General features: G+C 71.3%; 15 protein-coding genes and 1 tRNA gene. 3 read left to right on the top strand and 13 right to left on the bottom strand.

Annotated elements, in window-relative coordinates:
• Nucleotides 1–154 precede the first annotated feature (154 nt).
• The 3 genes from tilS to dacB form a co-directional block, all read right to left on the bottom strand.
• Nucleotides 155–1,126 carry a tRNA lysidine(34) synthetase TilS gene (gene tilS / locus RM479_RS01985; RefSeq protein WP_311509983.1) on the bottom strand — a complete coding sequence of 324 codons (972 nt, stop codon included), beginning with the start codon at nt 1,124–1,126 and terminating at the stop codon, nt 155–157.
• Entirely contained in the window at nt 1,123–2,202 is a 1,080-nt protein-coding gene (locus tag RM479_RS01980; protein WP_311510415.1) for a zinc-dependent metalloprotease, read from the bottom strand. The genes tilS and RM479_RS01980 overlap by 4 nt, the downstream gene beginning before the upstream one ends.
• Nucleotides 2,203–2,340: 138 nt before the next feature.
• On the bottom strand, nt 2,341–3,693 hold the full coding sequence (dacB, locus tag RM479_RS01975; RefSeq protein ID WP_311509982.1) for a D-alanyl-D-alanine carboxypeptidase/D-alanyl-D-alanine endopeptidase: 1,353 nt from the start codon (nt 3,691–3,693) through the stop codon (nt 2,341–2,343).
• Nucleotides 3,694–3,777: 84 nt separating this feature from the next.
• Between dacB and RM479_RS01970 the strand changes: the two genes are divergently transcribed.
• On the top strand, nt 3,778–4,302 hold the full coding sequence (locus tag RM479_RS01970) for an inorganic diphosphatase (protein ID WP_274810085.1): 525 nt from the start codon (nt 3,778–3,780) through the stop codon (nt 4,300–4,302).
• Nucleotides 4,303–4,471: 169 nt separating this feature from the next.
• Here the strand turns inward: RM479_RS01970 and RM479_RS01965 are convergent, their stop codons facing one another.
• Nucleotides 4,472–5,053, bottom strand: coding sequence for an RNA polymerase sigma factor (locus RM479_RS01965; protein WP_311509981.1), 582 nt, complete (start codon nt 5,051–5,053; stop codon nt 4,472–4,474).
• 73 nt (nt 5,054–5,126) lie between these two features.
• The gene (locus tag RM479_RS01960) at nt 5,127–5,318 is read right to left on the bottom strand and encodes a hypothetical protein (RefSeq protein ID WP_311509980.1); all 192 of its coding nucleotides are present in this window, start codon (nt 5,316–5,318) and stop codon (nt 5,127–5,129) included.
• Between the two features lie 521 nt (nt 5,319–5,839).
• Here RM479_RS01960 and RM479_RS01955 point away from each other — a divergent pair.
• On the top strand, nt 5,840–6,400 hold the full coding sequence (locus RM479_RS01955; RefSeq protein WP_311509978.1) for a hypothetical protein: 561 nt from the start codon (nt 5,840–5,842) through the stop codon (nt 6,398–6,400).
• 8 nt (nt 6,401–6,408) lie between these two features.
• On the opposite strand, the gene RM479_RS01950 is transcribed toward RM479_RS01955, so the two are convergent.
• Nucleotides 6,409–6,792: a hypothetical protein gene (locus tag RM479_RS01950; RefSeq protein ID WP_311509977.1), complete on the bottom strand. Its 384-nt coding sequence runs from the start codon at nt 6,790–6,792 to the stop codon at nt 6,409–6,411.
• Between the two features lie 52 nt (nt 6,793–6,844).
• Nucleotides 6,845–7,060 carry a hypothetical protein gene (locus RM479_RS01945; RefSeq protein WP_274810090.1) on the bottom strand — a complete coding sequence of 72 codons (216 nt, stop codon included), beginning with the start codon at nt 7,058–7,060 and terminating at the stop codon, nt 6,845–6,847.
• A gap of 118 nt (nt 7,061–7,178) precedes the next feature.
• On the opposite strand from RM479_RS01945, the gene RM479_RS01940 reads away from it, so the two are divergent.
• Nucleotides 7,179–7,334, top strand: coding sequence for a hypothetical protein (locus RM479_RS01940; RefSeq protein WP_311509975.1), 156 nt, complete (start codon nt 7,179–7,181; stop codon nt 7,332–7,334).
• Here the strand turns inward: RM479_RS01940 and RM479_RS01935 are convergent, their stop codons facing one another.
• From RM479_RS01935 to topA, 6 genes are all read right to left on the bottom strand, one after another.
• The gene (locus RM479_RS01935) at nt 7,335–7,697 is read right to left on the bottom strand and encodes a hypothetical protein (RefSeq protein ID WP_311509973.1); all 363 of its coding nucleotides are present in this window, start codon (nt 7,695–7,697) and stop codon (nt 7,335–7,337) included.
• A gap of 269 nt (nt 7,698–7,966) precedes the next feature.
• Nucleotides 7,967–8,042, bottom strand: a tRNA-Thr gene (locus RM479_RS01930).
• 96 nt (nt 8,043–8,138) lie between these two features.
• Nucleotides 8,139–9,674: an alpha/beta hydrolase gene (locus RM479_RS01925; protein ID WP_311510414.1), complete on the bottom strand. Its 1,536-nt coding sequence runs from the start codon at nt 9,672–9,674 to the stop codon at nt 8,139–8,141.
• 160 nt (nt 9,675–9,834) lie between these two features.
• Nucleotides 9,835–11,007, bottom strand: a complete 1,173-nt coding sequence (locus tag RM479_RS01920) for a DNA polymerase III subunit delta' (protein ID WP_311509971.1) — start codon at nt 11,005–11,007, stop codon at nt 9,835–9,837.
• A 160-nt stretch (nt 11,008–11,167) separates the two neighbouring features.
• The gene (gene tmk, locus RM479_RS01915; RefSeq protein WP_311509970.1) at nt 11,168–13,273 is read right to left on the bottom strand and encodes a dTMP kinase; all 2,106 of its coding nucleotides are present in this window, start codon (nt 13,271–13,273) and stop codon (nt 11,168–11,170) included.
• Nucleotides 13,274–13,549: 276 nt separating this feature from the next.
• A complete protein-coding gene (gene topA / locus RM479_RS01910) occupies nt 13,550–16,348 on the bottom strand; it encodes a type I DNA topoisomerase (RefSeq protein WP_311509968.1) in 2,799 nt (932 codons plus the stop codon).
• Between the last annotated feature and the right edge of the window lie 484 nt (nt 16,349–16,832).

Genomic DNA, 16,832 nt, shown 5'->3' with positions numbered 1-16,832 from the left:
TCACTGTCCTCGCTGCTGGGTTCCCCGTTTGCGGCAACAAGGATAAACGTGCCGAACGTCCCGGAGACGCCGACCGGGCCCACCGGGGCCGGACGCGAAGGGTCGCGTGGGGGACATCGTGTGACACGCCGGGCACGGCACGGTGTCCGCGTCGTCAACGATCGAAGCGGATGAGACCGGCGACACGCCGCGCGCGCACCCCGCCGGGAAGGTCGATGTGGGACTGGCCGCGCCAGTCGACCACCAGGCGGTCGACCTCGCGCACGTGCCGGGCGGTCAGGGCGCCCGCCGGGCAACCCGCGTCGATCGCGGTCCGGCGCAGTACCCGGGTCCGCAACGCCTCGGGGGCCTCGGCGAGCACCGCCGCGCGCAATCCTCCCCCGTCCGCCTCGGCCTCGGCGTGCAGGTCGGCGGCGAGCACGTCCAGTGCCTCCGCGTCGGCGCGCAGCAGGGCGGCGGTGCGGGCCAGCGCGGCCGTGACGCCCGGCCCCAGGGTCCGTTCGAGGGTGGGCAACGACTCGTGGCGCACCCGGGAACGGGCGAACCGGGGGTCCTCGTTGTGGGGGTCCTCCCACGGTTCGAGACCCATGAGGCCGCAGGCCGCCCGAACCGTGCCCCGGTCCAGGTCGAGCATGGGGCGCAGGAGGGGGCCGTTGCGCGGGGCCATCCCCGCCAGGGATCGGGCGCCCGAACCGCGGGCCAGCCCGAGCAGGACCGTCTCGGCCTGGTCGTCGAGCGTGTGGCCGAGCAGCGCCACGGCCGGGGACCGCGCCGCGATCTCCTCGGCGAGCACGGTGTGGCGGGCGGTCCGGGCGGCGCCCTCGGGGCCCCCCGGCCCGGTCACCTCCACCGTGCGGACGACGACGGGTTCCAGGCCGAGCCCGGTGAGGGTCGCGGCCACCTTTCCGGCGCGTTCCGCCGACCCCTCCTGAAGGCCGTGGTCGACGGTGACCGCCCCGGCCCGCAGGCCCAGCCGGGGTGCCTCGAAGGCCGTAGCGCCGGCCAGCGCCAGGGAGTCGGCCCCGCCGCTGCACGCCACCAGCACCGTGGTGTCGGCGGGGAGCGGGACCAGACACCGCCGGACCGCCGAGCGAACGGCGGCCACGGCGGGCGGCGGACCGCTCATTCGGTGATGGCGGCCGGGCGCACGACCCGGTTCACCCAGGCGTCGGGATCGCGGATCTCCGCCAGGGTGGGCAGGGTCTCCCGCGAGGTCCACACCTTGTTGAACTCGGCCATGCCGACCTGCGCCACGACGGAGCGGACGAAGGCGGCGCCCTCCTCGTACTGGCGCATCTTCATGTCCATGCCCAGCAACTGGCGCATCAGCCGGTCGAGGGGGTTGGACGTCTCCCGACGCTTCTGGAATCGGGCGCGGATCCGCTCGACCGACGGCACGACACTCGGGCCGACCGCGTCCATGACGTAGTCGCCGTGACCCTCGGCCAGGCTCATCACGGCGGTGACACGGTCCATGATCTCGTTCTGTTCCGGGCTCTGGATGGCGGTGAGGAGGTTGCCCTCGCCGCCCCGCACGGCGTCGGCGACGGCCTCGCCGGCGGCGCGCAGCCGGGTGATGAGGTCACCCGCGTCCATCTCCGACGACAAAAGGAGTTCGCGCATGAGGTCCTGCACGTGTCCGCGCAGCCACGGCGTCGCGGTGAACTGCATGCGGTGGGTCTCCTCGTGGAGGCACACCCACAGGCGGAAGTCGTGGGGATCGACGTCGAGTTCGCGTTCGGTGTTGACGATGTTGGGGGCGACCAGGGTCAGCCGCCCGGTGGGCAGGGTGCCGTCGGGATCCGGCGGCAGGAAGAGCTCGTACTGGCCCAGGACCTTCCCGGCCAGGTAGGCGAGCACCGCGCCGAGCTGCACCCCGGTGATACGGGAGCCCACGGCGGAGGTCAGGCTCGCGGCGGCGCCGTCGCCGAGGCGACCGGCGCTCATCTGTTCGAGTACGGGTTCGATGACCACGCGGAACCCGTCGACGTTGGCCCGGATCCATCCCGGCCGGTCGACGATCACCGCGGGGCCCGCGGGTTCGAGGGGGTTCATCCCGGTGAAGTCGCGCACATGCCCGGCGGCCACGTTGGAGAGCTCGCGCAACTGCACCACGGCCTGCCGCGCGTCGGCGAGATCCACCTGCGGCCCCGGGCGCACGAGGCGGACACCGGTATTGACGGCTACGTCCCAGTCGATCACAGTCACATTCGCAGCCTACCCACGCAGAGCGCGCCGGCACGGGGATCAGGGTGCCAATTCGGGGTAGTCCCCGGGTTACCCCTGAGGAGCCGAAAAGGAACACCTTCGGTCCCGCGAGGGTGACCGAGGGTCGAACGATCAGGAGCAGCCACAGCGGGCCAGGGCCGCCGCGAGGGTGTCGAGCCGGACACCGGAGGCGCCCGGACTGTTGTCCATGAAGGCGAACACGAACATGTTGCCCTCCTGATCGTGGACGGTTCCGGCGAGCGTGCTCACCCCGTTGAGGGTCCCGGTCTTGCCGCGGACCATCCCTGCGGCGTCCCCGGTCGAGCCGTACGCCGAGTACCGCCCGTTCTTGGCGAGGGTCCCGGTGGAGTTCCCGGTGGGCAGACCGGTGATCGCCGCGTTGAGATCGGGTCGCTCGGAGGCCAGGAGCAGCAGTTCGACGAGGGCGTGCGGGGTGATCCTGTTCTCGGTGCTCAACCCGCTGTTGTCGGCCACCTCGACCCCTTCGATCCCGAGGTCCGCCATGACCCGGTGGGTGGCCTCCGCTCCGCCGGCGAAGGAACCCTCGCCGCCCGTCTCCAAGGCCGCGATCCGCGCCATGGACTCGGCCATGTTGTTGTCGCTCTCCAACATCATGAACTCGACCAGGACCGACATCGGCGGCGAGTCGACCGAGGCGATCGGGTCGCCCACGGCGGGCGCCTCGCCCGGCGTCCCCTCGACGGTCACCCCCGCCTGCTTCAACTCGTTGACGAACGCCTCGGCCGTGGCCAGGGGCGGGTCCGGCCAGCGGGTGCTCGTGTCCGGAGAGACCTGGCCGCTGTCGTACATGAGCGCGTGGACGGGGGCCGTGCTGCCCTCGGTGACGTAGTTGGGCTTCCAGGAGGGACCGAGCGCGGAACCGGTGAACAGGGAGTCGTCGTAACCGATCGAGACCGTGTCGACGTCCTGCGCGCCCAGGGCGGCAGCGGTGCGGAGCGCGAGCTCCTCCAGAGTGGCTACCTGCGGGTAAGCTGCGGAGTCGACGGTCGTGGTCAGGGTGGTGTCCCCCGCCCCGCGCAGCACCACCATCCCCCTCGCCGAGTCGAAGTGGGCCGTGGTGGTCAGCACGTGGTCGGGGCCCACCGTGTCCAGGATCGTGACGGCCGTGGCGATCTTCGTGGTCGAGGCCGGGGTCACGGGGGCGTCCGCGTCCCGCTCGAAGAGCGTGGCTCCGGTGGCACCGTCCACGACGAAACCGGAGAGGCCCTCCGCGAGCCCGAAAGCCGACATGGGATCATCGAGTACGTCCGCGATCCGTTCCGGGTCCGCCGGGGACGAGGAGGCGGGTTCCGCCGCGGCCACACCCTCGGCGTTCGTGACCGGATGGGGAACCGCGGGGAGTGGTCGGGCCTCGATCACATCGAGGGCGACGAACCCGGTGATCAGCACGAATATGTTGAGCAGGGCCAGCGTGAGGAAAGCCTCACCTCGTACCCGTCGCACCGGGGCACCCGCCCTTCCTTCGGCGTCGCGGCCTGACGTTGTTGTTATACGGCGACATTAGTCGCATTGGGAGCCGAGGTCAGCATGGAATTCGACGTTACGATCGAGATCCCCAAGGGGGAGCGCAACAAGTACGAGGTGGACCACGAGACCGGTCGCATCCGTCTCGACCGCATGCTGTTCACCTCCACCACCTACCCCGCGGACTACGGTTTCGTCGACGGGACGCTCGGTGAGGACGGAGACCCGCTGGACGCGCTCGTTCTGCTCAAGGCCCCGACCTTCCCGGGTTGCCTCATCCGCGCGCGCGCCATCGGCATGTTCCGCATGCGCGACGAGGCCGGCGGCGACGACAAGCTGCTCTGTGTTCCGGCCACGGACCCGCGCATGGAACACCTGCGTGACATTCACCACGTGAACGAGTTCGAGCGCCTGGAGATCGAGCACTTCTTCACGGTCTACAAGGACCTGGAGCCCGGCAAGTCCGTCGAGGGCGCGAGCTGGGTCGGCCGCCACGAGGCCGAGCAGGAGATCATCGCCTCGGTCAAGCGCGCCGAAGAGGCCGGCGTGCACGGGGACTCCTCCCACATCTCCGACTCGGAGAAGTAGGACGACCTCGACCCGGCAGGTGCGACGACGGCCCGGCGGCGTTCCCGCCGGGCCGACCTGTCGCTCCGCACCGCCGTCGGAGAAGGACCTCGGGGCGGCGGCGTTCCCCCTCGCGGTCGGACCCGGGCCGACCGGATCCCCACGGGCGTCCGCGAGGACCCGCGGCGCGTCACCGGGCGAACAGAGCGACCGGGTCGCCCGGGGGGCCTTCGGCCTCCGGGGTCCGCGTCAACAGGTAGCCGGCGCAGACGGCCGCGACCAGGAACACCAGCACCATCAGGCCGAACGAGCCCACCAGGGCCGGTCCGTGCGAGACGGGCACCGCCCCCGGGCCGAGGGGGAAGCCCTCACGGTCGAACCGGTCGGCGCGGGCCGCCACGTGCGCGCGGTAACCGTCGAGTTCGGGCGTGGCCATACCCTTGAGCACACGAATCCGCACCAGCACGGTGTTCTCCGGCAGGACCCATTCCCCCGGTAGCCGGTGCCCGTAGGACATCCGGCGCACGCACTCGACCTCCGTCAGCGCGTGCAGCCACTCCCCCAACCGGTCGGCGTCCGTCAGTCGCCCGATGTGGGCGCAGGCGACGATGAGCGTGTCCCGCAGCACCACGTGTGCCGCGTCGCGATCGCCCAGGGCCAGGATGCAGCGCCGGAACAGCTCCTCCCCGTACGCGTCGAGCAGCCTTTCGTAAGCCTCCGCCGATGGTGGTCCGTCGGCACGCAGGGTATGGAGGAGCTCCCGGTCCGTCATGATCCAGAATCTACGCCGCCGCCGGCACGGAACCCGGCGCTTCGCCGAAAAACGCGTATGAGACCCGCTGGGGTCAACGATCCGGAACCGACCCACGGCGCGGGCGGCCGCGCAACCACAGCAGGACGAACGTCAGCGCCGTCAAGGAGGAGACCAGCAGGGCCTCGCCCGGACCGAGGAACCCCAGTGCCATGACCCCGGCGGCCACGACGACGAGCACCCGCACGAGCAGGCGCGCCCACCGCCCCGCCGGATCGGGGTTCAATCGGACCCTCCGGGCGCGCAAGCCGACACGGCCACTCCTGTCACTGCGTTCGGGGGAGGACGCCTTTCCGGCGGTGCTCTCACGCCGTACTCGGGCTCCACATGTCACCACCACACGGCGCCGCCCGCAACACGTGAGGGTGAGACGGGCGACACACGCGATTCTCCGCGATCGCTTGACTCCCCCCGGCCTTTGCTGGTCTCCTTACAACCATGCATCCGCGCACCCGCACCGACGCCATGGCTCGCAGGGCCCTCTCGGCCCCCTGCCACCTGGTCCGTGCGGCGTGTCCGTGTTGTCGTCGCTGAGCCGTTCCCGAGGCGTTCCACGCCCGTAGGCCCACGGCCCGCCCGTAGCACCGCGTTCTCACGCGGTCCGGGTGTCCGGCGCTCTTCCGCGCGGTGATCGACGCCCTTCGAGGTGTCCGTGCCGCCCGCCCCGTTCCGCGCACGACGGGGCCCACCGACGACATCCGCGCCGCCCCGTGTCCGGGGGGCGCCCACGTGAAGGATCCTCTCACGATGGCCCAGCAGGCTCTCTCCACCGCGGTACGCACCTCCGCCCCGCACGCCCGCACGTCGCTCGACGTCCGCCCCGCCCCGCGCGCGGTGTCGGTGGAGGGCATCGGCGACGTGGTGGACGCCGGCCGCCGTTCGGGCTACGCCCACCTGGCCGAACGCCGTCTGCCCACGATCGGTCGCCTCGTCTCCGCCGCGCGGGGTGCCGCCGCCGTCCTGGTCCGGCCCACGCTGTGGCCCACCCGGCGCGGCCACTGGCAGCCCGCGCCCCGTGTCGCCCGACGGCACGCGAGCGGCCGTCTCCGGGTGAGCACCGTGGCGTTGGAGCCCAACAGCTTCGTGTCCGGCCCGGTCCCGCAGTCGACCGGGCCCGCCGGCATGGAGGTGCTGTTCCTGGTGAGCGGTCGGGCGCACCTGATCTCGTCCGGGGCCGACGGGCGCATGCGCGCGGCGGCCGAACTCTCCCCCGGCCGGGCCCGGGTGGTCGGTACCGTCCTCGGCGGACACCAGCACCTGGTCAACACCGGCGAGGAGGTCGCCGTGGTGGTCCGGGTGACCGCCTGACCGGGCCCTCACGCGCCCTCCTCGAAGACCTCTCCGTCACGATGGGAGCGCAGGGCCGCGTCGACGGCCTCGACGGCTCGAAGGACGGCGGCGGTGCGCCGCCCTTCCTCCGTGTAGGCGCGCATCACCTGTTCGAGGGCGTGCGGCGGCATGTGGTCGCGCAACTCCACCCGGGCGGTCCGGTAGCCCTCGCGGGTGGCCGCCAGGGACGCGGAGACGTAGTGGAGCGCCAACCGGGAGAGGGCGACCGGGTGTCGCCGCAGGACCCCGTGCAGCCGGTAGTCGGCCGGCAGGAGATCGAGCAGCCACACCGCGGCCGTCCGCTCGAAGGAGTCCGACCCGGGTGGGTGCACACTCGCGGGCCAGTCCGGACTCAGCGACTGATCGGGCATGTCATGAGCATACCCGCTGTTCGAAAATAAGTTCGAAAAAAATCCGGTCGATTCATTCCTGTGAGGAGGAATCCGACCTTTCTCTCTCCTCCTCGGTCTTCCTCTCCAGCTCCACCCGGATCGCCTGTTCGGCCGCGTCGACCGCGGCCCGCGCGGTGATGGCGTTGACGTGCGCCCGGTCCAGCTCCTCCAGGAGGATGCAGTCGAAGGAGACCCGGGCGTCGTGGATCGCGGCTTCCAGTTGGCGTGATGCTTCTTCCAGACTCATGACCTCCCCATACCCCACCAGAAGCGATCCGCACATCCCGTCACACCGGGCACGCGTGGCGTATCTCATCCTCCGCTGGGTAGGTGCGTCCACAGAACACGCATCCTCGGGGGAGCACATGATCTATCTCATCCTGGCCCTACTGGCGCTCTGGTTGATCCTGGCGATCGTGGGGGTGGTGATCAAGGGGTTGTTCTGGCTCACCGTCATCGCGGCGATCCTGTTCCTGGTCACGGCCGTGTGGGCCCGGTTCCAGAGCCGCTCCCGAACGTGATCAACGCTCCAGCGTGGGCGTGCCGGTGTCGTCCCCGCCGAGTCGGGCGACGATCCCGCGCGCCCGTTCCTCGTCTCCGTCGACGCGGTCCCGTACGAGCCGCACCGCCTCCTCCGCCCGGCCGAGCGCCACGAGGTTGCGCACCCGGGCGCGCAGCTCCGACGGCAGTTCGCCCGGCGGGCGCGGGGCCGGAACGTACCCGCCGACCTGCGCTTCGGGAACGGGGTCGACCGACTCCGACGGGGCCTCGGCGGGCGTGAGTCGCTCGGTGATCGAGGCGATGATCCAGCGCAGGGCGTAGGAGCCACCGGCCAGCACGAGCACCGTTCCCACCAGTGCCGACAGCATGAACAACAGGCTCATGCGCTGCCCTTACCCGCCTTCACCCCCGACCACCGGACACTCGCGGTAATCATTGGGCCACTTCACGTGTCGATCGCGTCCTCCGACGAGAGGGTCCGCGGTCGGCCACAGCGGCACGGCCACGACCGAACTCGTCTACCGCGAGGAGCCGCCGCCGGTGATCACCAAGGGGGGCGCACATCATGGCGGACCTCTTCGCCGAGTAGGCATCGGCCACCCGATTGGTCACCTACGCGAAACGCCACCCCGGACCGGGGTGGCGTTTGCGCTGGAGCCGCCTGTCGGAATCGAACCGACGACCTATTCATTACGAGTGAATCGCTCTGCCGACTGAGCTAAGGCGGCGCGTCGCCGCGTGCGTTCACGCGGCGAGCGATCACCAGTTTAGCGTCTTCGCGGAGTGCCGGGTACACCTTTGCGACCCGGCACCCCGCGCGGTGGTCAGGCGCAGGCCATCCCGTCCCGGGGGACCTCCAGGTCGATGAGGTAGGCGTCGACCATCCGGTCCACGCAGGCGTCGCCCATCTGGTAGCCGGTGTGGCCGTCACCGTCGCGGGTGACGAGGAACCCAGAGGAGAGCTGCCCCGCGAGCGCCTCGGCCCAGGCGTACGGGGTGGCGGAGTCACGGGTGGTACCGACCACCATGATCGGCGCGGCGCCCTCACCGTCCAACGGGCCCTCCGAGAAGACGGCCTCCTCCGGCCAGAACGCGCACGGCAGCGCGCCCCAGGCCAACGTGGGGCCGAAGATCGGCGATTCCTCGCCGGCCTCCGCGGCGGCCTCGGCGTAGTCCTCGACCTCCCGCGGGCTGGGTGAGTCGGAGCAGTTCACCGCGATGAGGGCGGCCGTGGAGTTCTCGTAATCCCGTGGGTCGTTGCGGCTGTAGAGGTCGTCGCCGAGCTGGAGGAGCACGGTGCCGTCGCCGTCGTTCATGGCGTCGTCGAGTCCCTGGCGGACCCGCTCCCACCAGCTCTCGGAGTACAGGGCGGCGAGCACACCGAGTTCGGCGCGGGCCCGGTTGATCTCCCGGTCGTCCATACCGTTGGTCAGCGGTTCCTCGGCGGTGGAGGTCAAGAACGCGTCCAGGGCGGCGACGCCGTCGGCGACCGAGTCGCCCTCCCCGCCCAGCGGGCAGTCGCCGCGGGTGAGGCAGTCCTCGACGAAGGCGCGCAGCGCGGTCTCGAAGCCGGTGGCCTGGGCCACGCTCAGGTCGAGCTGGTCCTGGCTCGGGTCGACGGCTCCGTCGAGCACCAGCGCGCGCACCCTCTCGGGGAACCGGTCCGCGTAGTGGGCGCCGATGTGGGTGCCGTAGGAGGCGCCCAGGTAGGTGAGCTTCTCGTCGCCGAGCAGGGCGCGCAGGACGTCCATGTCCCGGGCGACGTTGACGGTGCCCACGTTGAGCATCAGTTCGGGGGCGTTGGTCCGGCAGGCCTCGACGAACCCGCGGCTGCTCTCCTCCATCCGTGCCATTCCGGCCTCGGTGAGTTCGGACATGTCGCCGTCACCGTCGACGCTCTCCGCCTCGGCACCGATGAACTCGTCGAGTTCGGCGGCGGACAGACAGGTGATCGGCGAGCTGCGGCCGACCCCGCGCGGGTCGAACCCGACCAGGTCGAAGCGCTCGCGCACCCGGTCGCTGACGATGTAGGGCGCGTGGTCGACGTAGTCGAACCCGGAACCGCCCGGACCGCCGGGGTTGACCAGCAGGGAGCCGATGACGTCGTCGCCGGTGGCGGGCATCCGCTTGACCGCGATCCCGATGCGCTCGTCCTGGGGCTCGTCGTAGTCCAGGGGCACCTCGTAGACGGCGCACTCCGCCTCGGAGGGGCCGCTGTCGCAGTCGCCCCACTCCAGCTCCTGGTCGGTGAAGTCGACCAGCGCGCCGAGCGACTCCGTCGGCTCCTCGGAGCCCTCTCCCGCACCCGGTACGGTGCATCCGCCCACCAGCAGCACCACGCCGGTGAGCGTCACCGCCATCGATGTCCGCAGCCTCGTCGCCACCCGTGTCCACCCTTCGTCATCGACCCTCGGTCGGTTCCACCCCGCCTGTGACGGCCGTGCCGTCGGTTCGGTCACGACGGGGCGGTGGCACCGTTGGTCACCGTATCGTCGGAGCGGGGTCGCCCCGCCCGGCGCCTCAGCCGAGGAGGAGCGCCGAGGTCATGGCCTCCATCGCGATCTGCGGGTGCACGTTGGCCGCGATCCGGTCGCGGCAGAGCATGATGGCGTCGACGCGGCGCAGGGTCGTCTCCGGTGTGCTCGAACGGGCGATCCGCTCCAGGTCGCCGGAGCGCTCCCCGGTGGAGCGTTGGACGGGCGCGCCGAGCTGGAGGGTGAGCACGTCGCGGTAGAAGGCGGCCAGGTCCAACAGGGCGTTGTCGTAGGAGTCGCGCTTGATCCGGGTGGCCCGGCGCTTCTGCCGTTCCTCCAGGTCCTTCATGGCGCCCGCCGAGCCCCGCATGGCCTTGGCCATGCCCTTGCCGGTGGAGCCCTCGCCGAAGGCGGCCCTGAGCGCGCCCTTCTCCCTCTCGTCCAGGGAGGTGGTGATCGCCTTGGACTCCTCCTCGGCGATCTCGTAGAGCCGGGCGGCCGAGGTGACGCAGGCGCCGATGCCGTCGAGCCGGGCCGGGATGGACAGCACCTCCTCGCGTCGGCGGCGCGCCTCGGGGTCGGTGGCCAGTTGGCGGGCCCGGTCCACCCGGCCGGCCGAGGCGACGGCGGCGGCCCGGGCGGCGGGCTCGTCCACGGTCCCCTCCCGCACCAGCGCCTCGACGATCTCGCCGGTGGCCGGGGTGGTGAGGGTGACCGACCGGCAGCGGGACCGGATGGTCACGAGGAGGTCGTCGGGGGTCGGCGTGCACAACAGCCACACCGTGCGCGGCGAGGGTTCCTCCACGGCCTTGAGCAGGGCGTTGGACGCGGCCTCGGTGGCGCGTTCGGCGTCCTCGAACAGCACGATCCGGAAGCGCCCGCCGGAGGGCTTGGAACCGGCGCGCAGGACCAGGTCGCGGGTGGCCGCCACACCGAAGCTCAGCCCGCTGGGGCGCACGTACAGCAGATCCGGGTGGGTGCCGGCGAGGACCTGGTGGCAGGAGTCGCAGTGGCCGCAGCCGCCGTCGCGGCACTGGAGGGCGGCGGCGAAGGCGCGGGCGGCCTCGGACCGCCCCGACCCGGGTGGGCCGGTGAACAGCCAGGCGTGGGTCATCCCGGCGCCCCGTCCCCCGGCGACGAGGTCGTCCGCACCGGCCACCGCCCGCCGCAGGTGGTCCACCGCGGCCCGTTGACCGACCAGGTCGTCGAAGACCGTCACACTCCACCCCCACGAGATCCGTCACGGCTTGAGAATCCAAGGATAGGAGTCCCGGGTGACGGACGGGCCGTTGTCCACAGGACCGCTCCCGGTGATCCCCCTGACACGCGTGGGGCCCGGGGTCGTTCGCCCCCGGCCCCCACGTGTCGCTTCGCGCGGATCAGTCGTTCTTGATGACCGGGATCATGCCGGTGACGGCCTCCGAGGCGCTGGGGACCGGGTCGGGGAGCAGCGCCCGCACCCGCTTCTGGATCTCGCGGGTGACCCGCTCGCGCGGCTCACGGGCGTCCAGGACCAGGTAGCGGTCCGGGTCGGCCCGGGCCAGGTCGAGGAAGCCCTTGCGGACCCGGTCGTGGAACTCGGCGGACTCCGACTCGATCCGGTCGGCCGGACCGCTCAGCCTGGACAGCCCCTCCTCGGGGCGGACGTCCAGCAGGACCGTCAGGTCGGGCACCAGGTCCTGCACCGCCCACGTGCTGATGTCGCGGATGTCCGACACCGCCAGGTCGCGCCCGGCGCCCTGGTAGGCGAGCAGCGAGTCGGTGTAGCGGTCGCTGATGACCACCGCGCCCCGGCGCAGCGCCGGCAGGATCTCCTGCTGGACGTGGTCCGCCTTGTCCGCGGCGTACAGCAGCACCTCGGCACGCGGGGTGATGTGGGAGTTCTCGCGGTCCAGCAGCAGGCCGCGCAGGCGCATGCCGAGCTTGGTGGCGCCCGGTTGCCGGGTGCTGACCACCTCGAATCCCTGGTCGCGCAGCCACACGGTGAGTTCGCGCACCTGGGTGGACTTGCCCGCGCCCTCGCCGCCCTCGATGACGATGAACGCCCCGGAGGGTTTGTCGTCCTCGGCGACGGGCTCGGTGATCTCGACGCCGCGCAGGGCGGCGAAGAGTTCGGGGAGCAGTCCGGGGCCGGCCTCGGGGTCGTTCCGGTTGACCCGGTGGTGCGCGACCACCGCGGCGACGACGCCGAGCAGACCGACGGCCATCAGGACGACGGCGCCGCCGCGCAGGTCGTAGGTGAGCGGACCGATCGGAAGGGCGCGGTCGCCGATGAACCCGGCGGCGACGGGGGCGAGCACCGTCGACAGCACCAGGGTCAGGCGTGCGGCGCCGTTGAGGTGGGCGTGCACCGCGGCCCGGTGCTCGTCCTCGATCTCGCGGGTGACCACGGTCAGGGCGGTCGCCCAGGCCATGCCCGCGACGACGCCCAGGACCAGGGCGAGGACCGCGGCCAGGACCATGTCCCCGACGGCGCCGGTGAACAGCAGGACGACCCCGGCGAGGACCGCGGTCAGCCCGAACAGGCGACGGCGGCTGAACAGCTTGAGGACGCGGGGGCCGGCGATGGCGCCCAGGCCCATGCCGCCCAGGACGGCGGCGAACAGGACGCCGAAGCCGGCGTTCCCCGCGCCGAGGCCCTCCGCGTGGAGGCGTCCGACGCCGATGACGGCGCCGACCGCGACGACGGTGGCGATGAGGCCCACGGACAGCCCGCGCAGCAGGACGGGGTCACCGGAGCCGCGCAGGCCCTGGAACACGGCCGGCAGGATCCGGGCGTCCCGGGTGGGGCTCTGGGTGTCCTTGGCGGAACGGTGGGCGGGGATCGGCAGGCCGGCGACGATACCGGCCGCGACGAAGAAGAGCAGGCCGTTGAGGTAGAGCGCGATGTCCGCCTCGGGTGAGGCCAGCGACGGCACCAGGACGCCGAGCACGTTGCTGATCGAGGCGAGGCCGGCGAACAGCAGGGCGGCGATCGGGGCGGTGCCGTAGGCGGTGAACAGCCCCAGTCGGTCGGCCTGGCCCAGCAGCTTGCGGGGCACCAGGTTGGGGACCGCGGAGTCCTTGGCGCCGGTCCACAGGAGTTCGACGATCTCCGCGAGGAGGGCCGCGATGAACAGCCACGGCAGCGCGAAACCGGGGGCCAGCAGCCCCACCACGGGGACCGAGACGTAGAGCAGGCCGCGCAGGACGTCGCCGGCGACCATGGTCCACCGCCGGTCGAGCCGATCGGTGAGGGCCCCGACGAGGGGGCTGAACAGGACGGACGGGGCGAGTTTGACCGCCAGCACGCCGCCGATGGCGAGGTATCGGACGAGGACCGGGGCGTCGGCCGTGAAGATCGCGGCCAAGGAGACCAGGGCCAGCAGGCTCAGCCAATCTCCCAGTCCGGACAGCACGAGCGAGATCCACAGCCTTCGGAAGGGTGTGATCGCGAGGACGTTGTGCGCCTCGGACGGCGCTCCCGGGGATGCAGGTCTGCTCATAGCGCTCAAGGTTATTCGTGAGGGGGAGGGGAAGGGTGGCCGTCGTCCGCAGAGGAATTCGGTGGAGCGTTCGGGGATCACATGCGTTTCGGTGTTCCCACCGGCCACACCCAGCGTAGTACGGAAGATCATCCCCGAATAGGGGTACGGCTTCCCCTACCGGGAGCGAAAGTGGACATGGAGATCGTACCGACCCGGACACCCGCTGTGAACGCGACGCGGACCGCCCCGGGCCGGAGGTCTCCCTCCGAGCCGGGGCGGTGAGGCGGACGCGGCTCAGGCCTCGTCGGTCGCCTTGGCGGTCGTGCGGGGCGTGCCGGTCTTCTTGGCCGGGGCCTTCTTGACGGTGGTCTTCTTCGCCGTCGTGGTCGTCTTCTTGGCCGGGGCCTTCTTCGCCGGCGTCTTCTTCTTGGCGGGAGCCTTGGCGCGGCGTTCGGCCAGCAGCTCGGAGGCGCGCTCGTCGGTGATGGACTCCACCTCGTCGCCCTTGCGCAGGGAGGCGTTGACCTCCCCGTCGGTGACGTAGGGGCCGAACCGGCCGTCCTTGATCAGCATGACGGCGCCGGACACCGGGTCCTTGCCGAGTTCGCGCAACGGCGGGGTGGCCGCACGGCGTCCGCGCTGCTTGGGCTGCGCGAACAGCTCCTCGGCCTCCTTGAGGGTGACCGTGAACATCTGCGCCTCGTCGGTGAGGGAGCGGCTGTCGGTGCCCTTCTTGATGTAGGGACCGAACCGGCCGTTCTGGGCGGTGACCTCCTCGCCGTCGATCTCCCCCACCACACGCGGCAGCGACAGGAGCTTGAGCGCCTCGTCGAGGGTGACGGTGTCCAGGGTCATGGACTTGAGCAGCGAGGCGGTGCGCGGTTTGGCGGTCGCCTTGGCCTTCTTGCCCTCGACCTTCTCGGGCTCCTCGATGATCTCCGTGACGTAGGGACCGAACCGCCCGGTCTTGGCCACGACGACGTGACCCGTCTCCGGGTCGGTGCCGAGTTCGCGGTCACCGCTGGGCTGCGCGAACAGCTCCTCGGCCTTCTCCCGGGTGAGCTCGTCGGGCGCCAAGTCCTCCGGCACGTTGACGCGGACGCCCTCGCGGTCCAGGTAGGGGCCGTAGCGGCCGACCCGGAGCACGATGTCGGTGCCCGGCAGCGGCAGGGAGCTGACCTCCTTGGGGTCGATGTCGGCGAGTTGATCGCCGACCAGCTCCTTGAGCCCGGTCTCCCGGTCCCCCTGGGGGGTGTCACCGCCGAAGTAGAAGCGGCGCAGCCACGGCAGGCTCTCGGTCTCGCCGCGGGCGATGGCGTCGAGCACGTCCTCCAGCCGGGCGGTGAACGCGTAGTCGACCAGGTTGCCGAAGTGCCGCTCCAGCAGCTGCACCACGGCGAACGCCAGGAAGGACGGCACCAGGGCGGTGCCCTTCTTGAACACGTACCCGCGATCGAGGATGGTGCCGATGATCGAGGCGTAGGTGGAGGGGCGCCCGATCTCCCGCTCCTCCAGCTCCTTGACCAGGCTGGCCTCGGCGTAGCGGGCGGGCGGGCGGGTGCTGTGCCCCTCGGCGGCCAGGTCCAGGGCGGTGAGCGGGTCGCCCTCGGCGACCGGGGGCAGCCGGCGCTCGCGGTCGTCGAGGTCGGCGGCGGGGTCGTCGGAGCCCTCCACATAGGCCTTGAGGAAGCCGTGGAAGGTGATGATCTTGCCGGTCGCGCTGAACTCCGCGATCTCACCGGACGAGGAGGCGCCCTGCACCTTGACGGTGACGGACTCTCCGACGGCGTCCTTCATCTGGGAGGCGACGGTGCGCTTCCAGATCAGCTCGTACAGCCGGTGCTCGGGGCCGCTCAGTCCGGCCTGGGAGGGCGTGCGGAACTCGTCGCCGGCCGGGCGGATGGCCTCGTGCGCCTCCTGGGCGTTCTTGACCTTCTTGGCGTAGACGCGGGGCTTCTCCGGCAGGTAGTCGGCACCGTACAGGCGCTGGACCTGGGACCGGGCGGCGCGCACCGCGCTGTCCGACAGTGTGGTGCTGTCGGTGCGCATGTAGGTGATGAAGCCGTTCTCGTAGAGCCGCTGGGCGACCTGCATGGTCTGCTTGGCCGACAGACCGAGCTTGCGCGAGGCCTCCTGTTGGAGGGTGGTGGTGCGGAAGGGCGCGTACGGCGAACGGCGGTAGGGCTTGCGCTCCACCGAGGTCACGCCGAAGGACGCGCCGGACAGCCGGTCGGCCAGCCCCCGCGCGGCGGCCTCGTCGAGCTGGCGGACGGTGCGGTCGGGGCGGACGGTGCCCTGGGGGGTGAAGTCGCGGCCCACGGCGGTGCGAACGCCGTCCACCGAGATCAGGGTGGCCGGGAAGTCGGTGGGGTCACCGGCGGGGACGCCCGCGCCGGAGGCGTCGAAGACGGCCTTGAGGTCCCAGTACTCGGCGGGGGTGAACGCCATCCGCTCGCGTTCGCGCTCGACCACCAGACGGGTGGCCACGGACTGCACCCGGCCCGCGGAGAGCCTGGGCATGACCTTCTTCCACAGCACGGGGGAGACCTCGTAGCCGTAGAGGCGGTCCAGGATGCGCCGGGTCTCCTGGGCGTTGACCAGACGGGTGTTGAGGTCGCGCGTGTTGCCGGCGGCGTGCTGGATGGCCTCCTTGGTGATCTCGTTGAACACCATGCGGCGCACCGGGATCTTGGGCTTGAGTTCCTCCATCAGGTGCCAGGCGATCGCCTCTCCCTCGCGGTCCTCATCGGTGGCGAGGAGGAGTTCGTCGGCCTCGGCCATCAACTCCTTGAGCTTGCGCACGTGGGACTTCTTGTCGGCGTTGACGACGTAGAGGGGCTCGAAGTCCCCGTCGACGTCCACGCCCAGACGTGCCCAGGGCTGTCCCTTGTACTTGGCAGGGATCTCGGCGGCCTTGGTGGGCAGGTCGCGAATGTGCCCGATGCTGGACTCCACGACATAACCGCGGCCCAGATAGCCCGCGATGGTCTTCGCCTTGGCGGGCGACTCGACGATGACGAGAGCGGTCCCCGAGCCCTGTCGTCCGTTGTCCTGCGAGCCGTTCTTGCCGGCGCTGCCCTTGGTGGGTGGCACGTGTTCCCCTACGTCTACGTCTAGCCTCTGCGTGATCTGTCGGCCGCGGTCCCTCGGCTCCCGTGGAAACCGACGGTAACCGAAACTCCAGGCAATCCCCCGTCGGTGGGTGGGGCGGGGGCACCCGTGTGCACGGGGCCGCCACCGCGGAGAGCGGGCTCTTCACCCACCGGCAACCGCAGAATAAGCGCTCGCCGCACCGCTACCGGCCCGTAGCGCGCACAACGCGTGCCGGCCGCGCTCGTTCGAGAGCGGTCTCCGACTCCGACGATCACCCGGAACACGACCCCGAAGTGACTTCCATCACACTTGACGAAGGCCCGGGTGCCCGTACCCCCCACAAAGCGGCGAGTCCTCCCGGATATTCCCGGGAGGACTCGACTGACGCACCGAGCCGAAGGCGGACACCTCCACCCACCCGCAGTCCACCGCGTTCCTCACGGAACGGGAGTGCGGAGGCGATCCACCCCGTGCTCGGGCGACG

Source organism: Nocardiopsis lambiniae, from assembly GCF_031845465.1.
Taxonomy (GTDB): Bacteria; Actinomycetota; Actinomycetes; order Streptosporangiales; family Streptosporangiaceae; genus Nocardiopsis; species Nocardiopsis lambiniae.
Note: the sequence above shows the minus strand (reverse complement) of the source record. Positions and strands in the feature narration are given on the sequence as shown.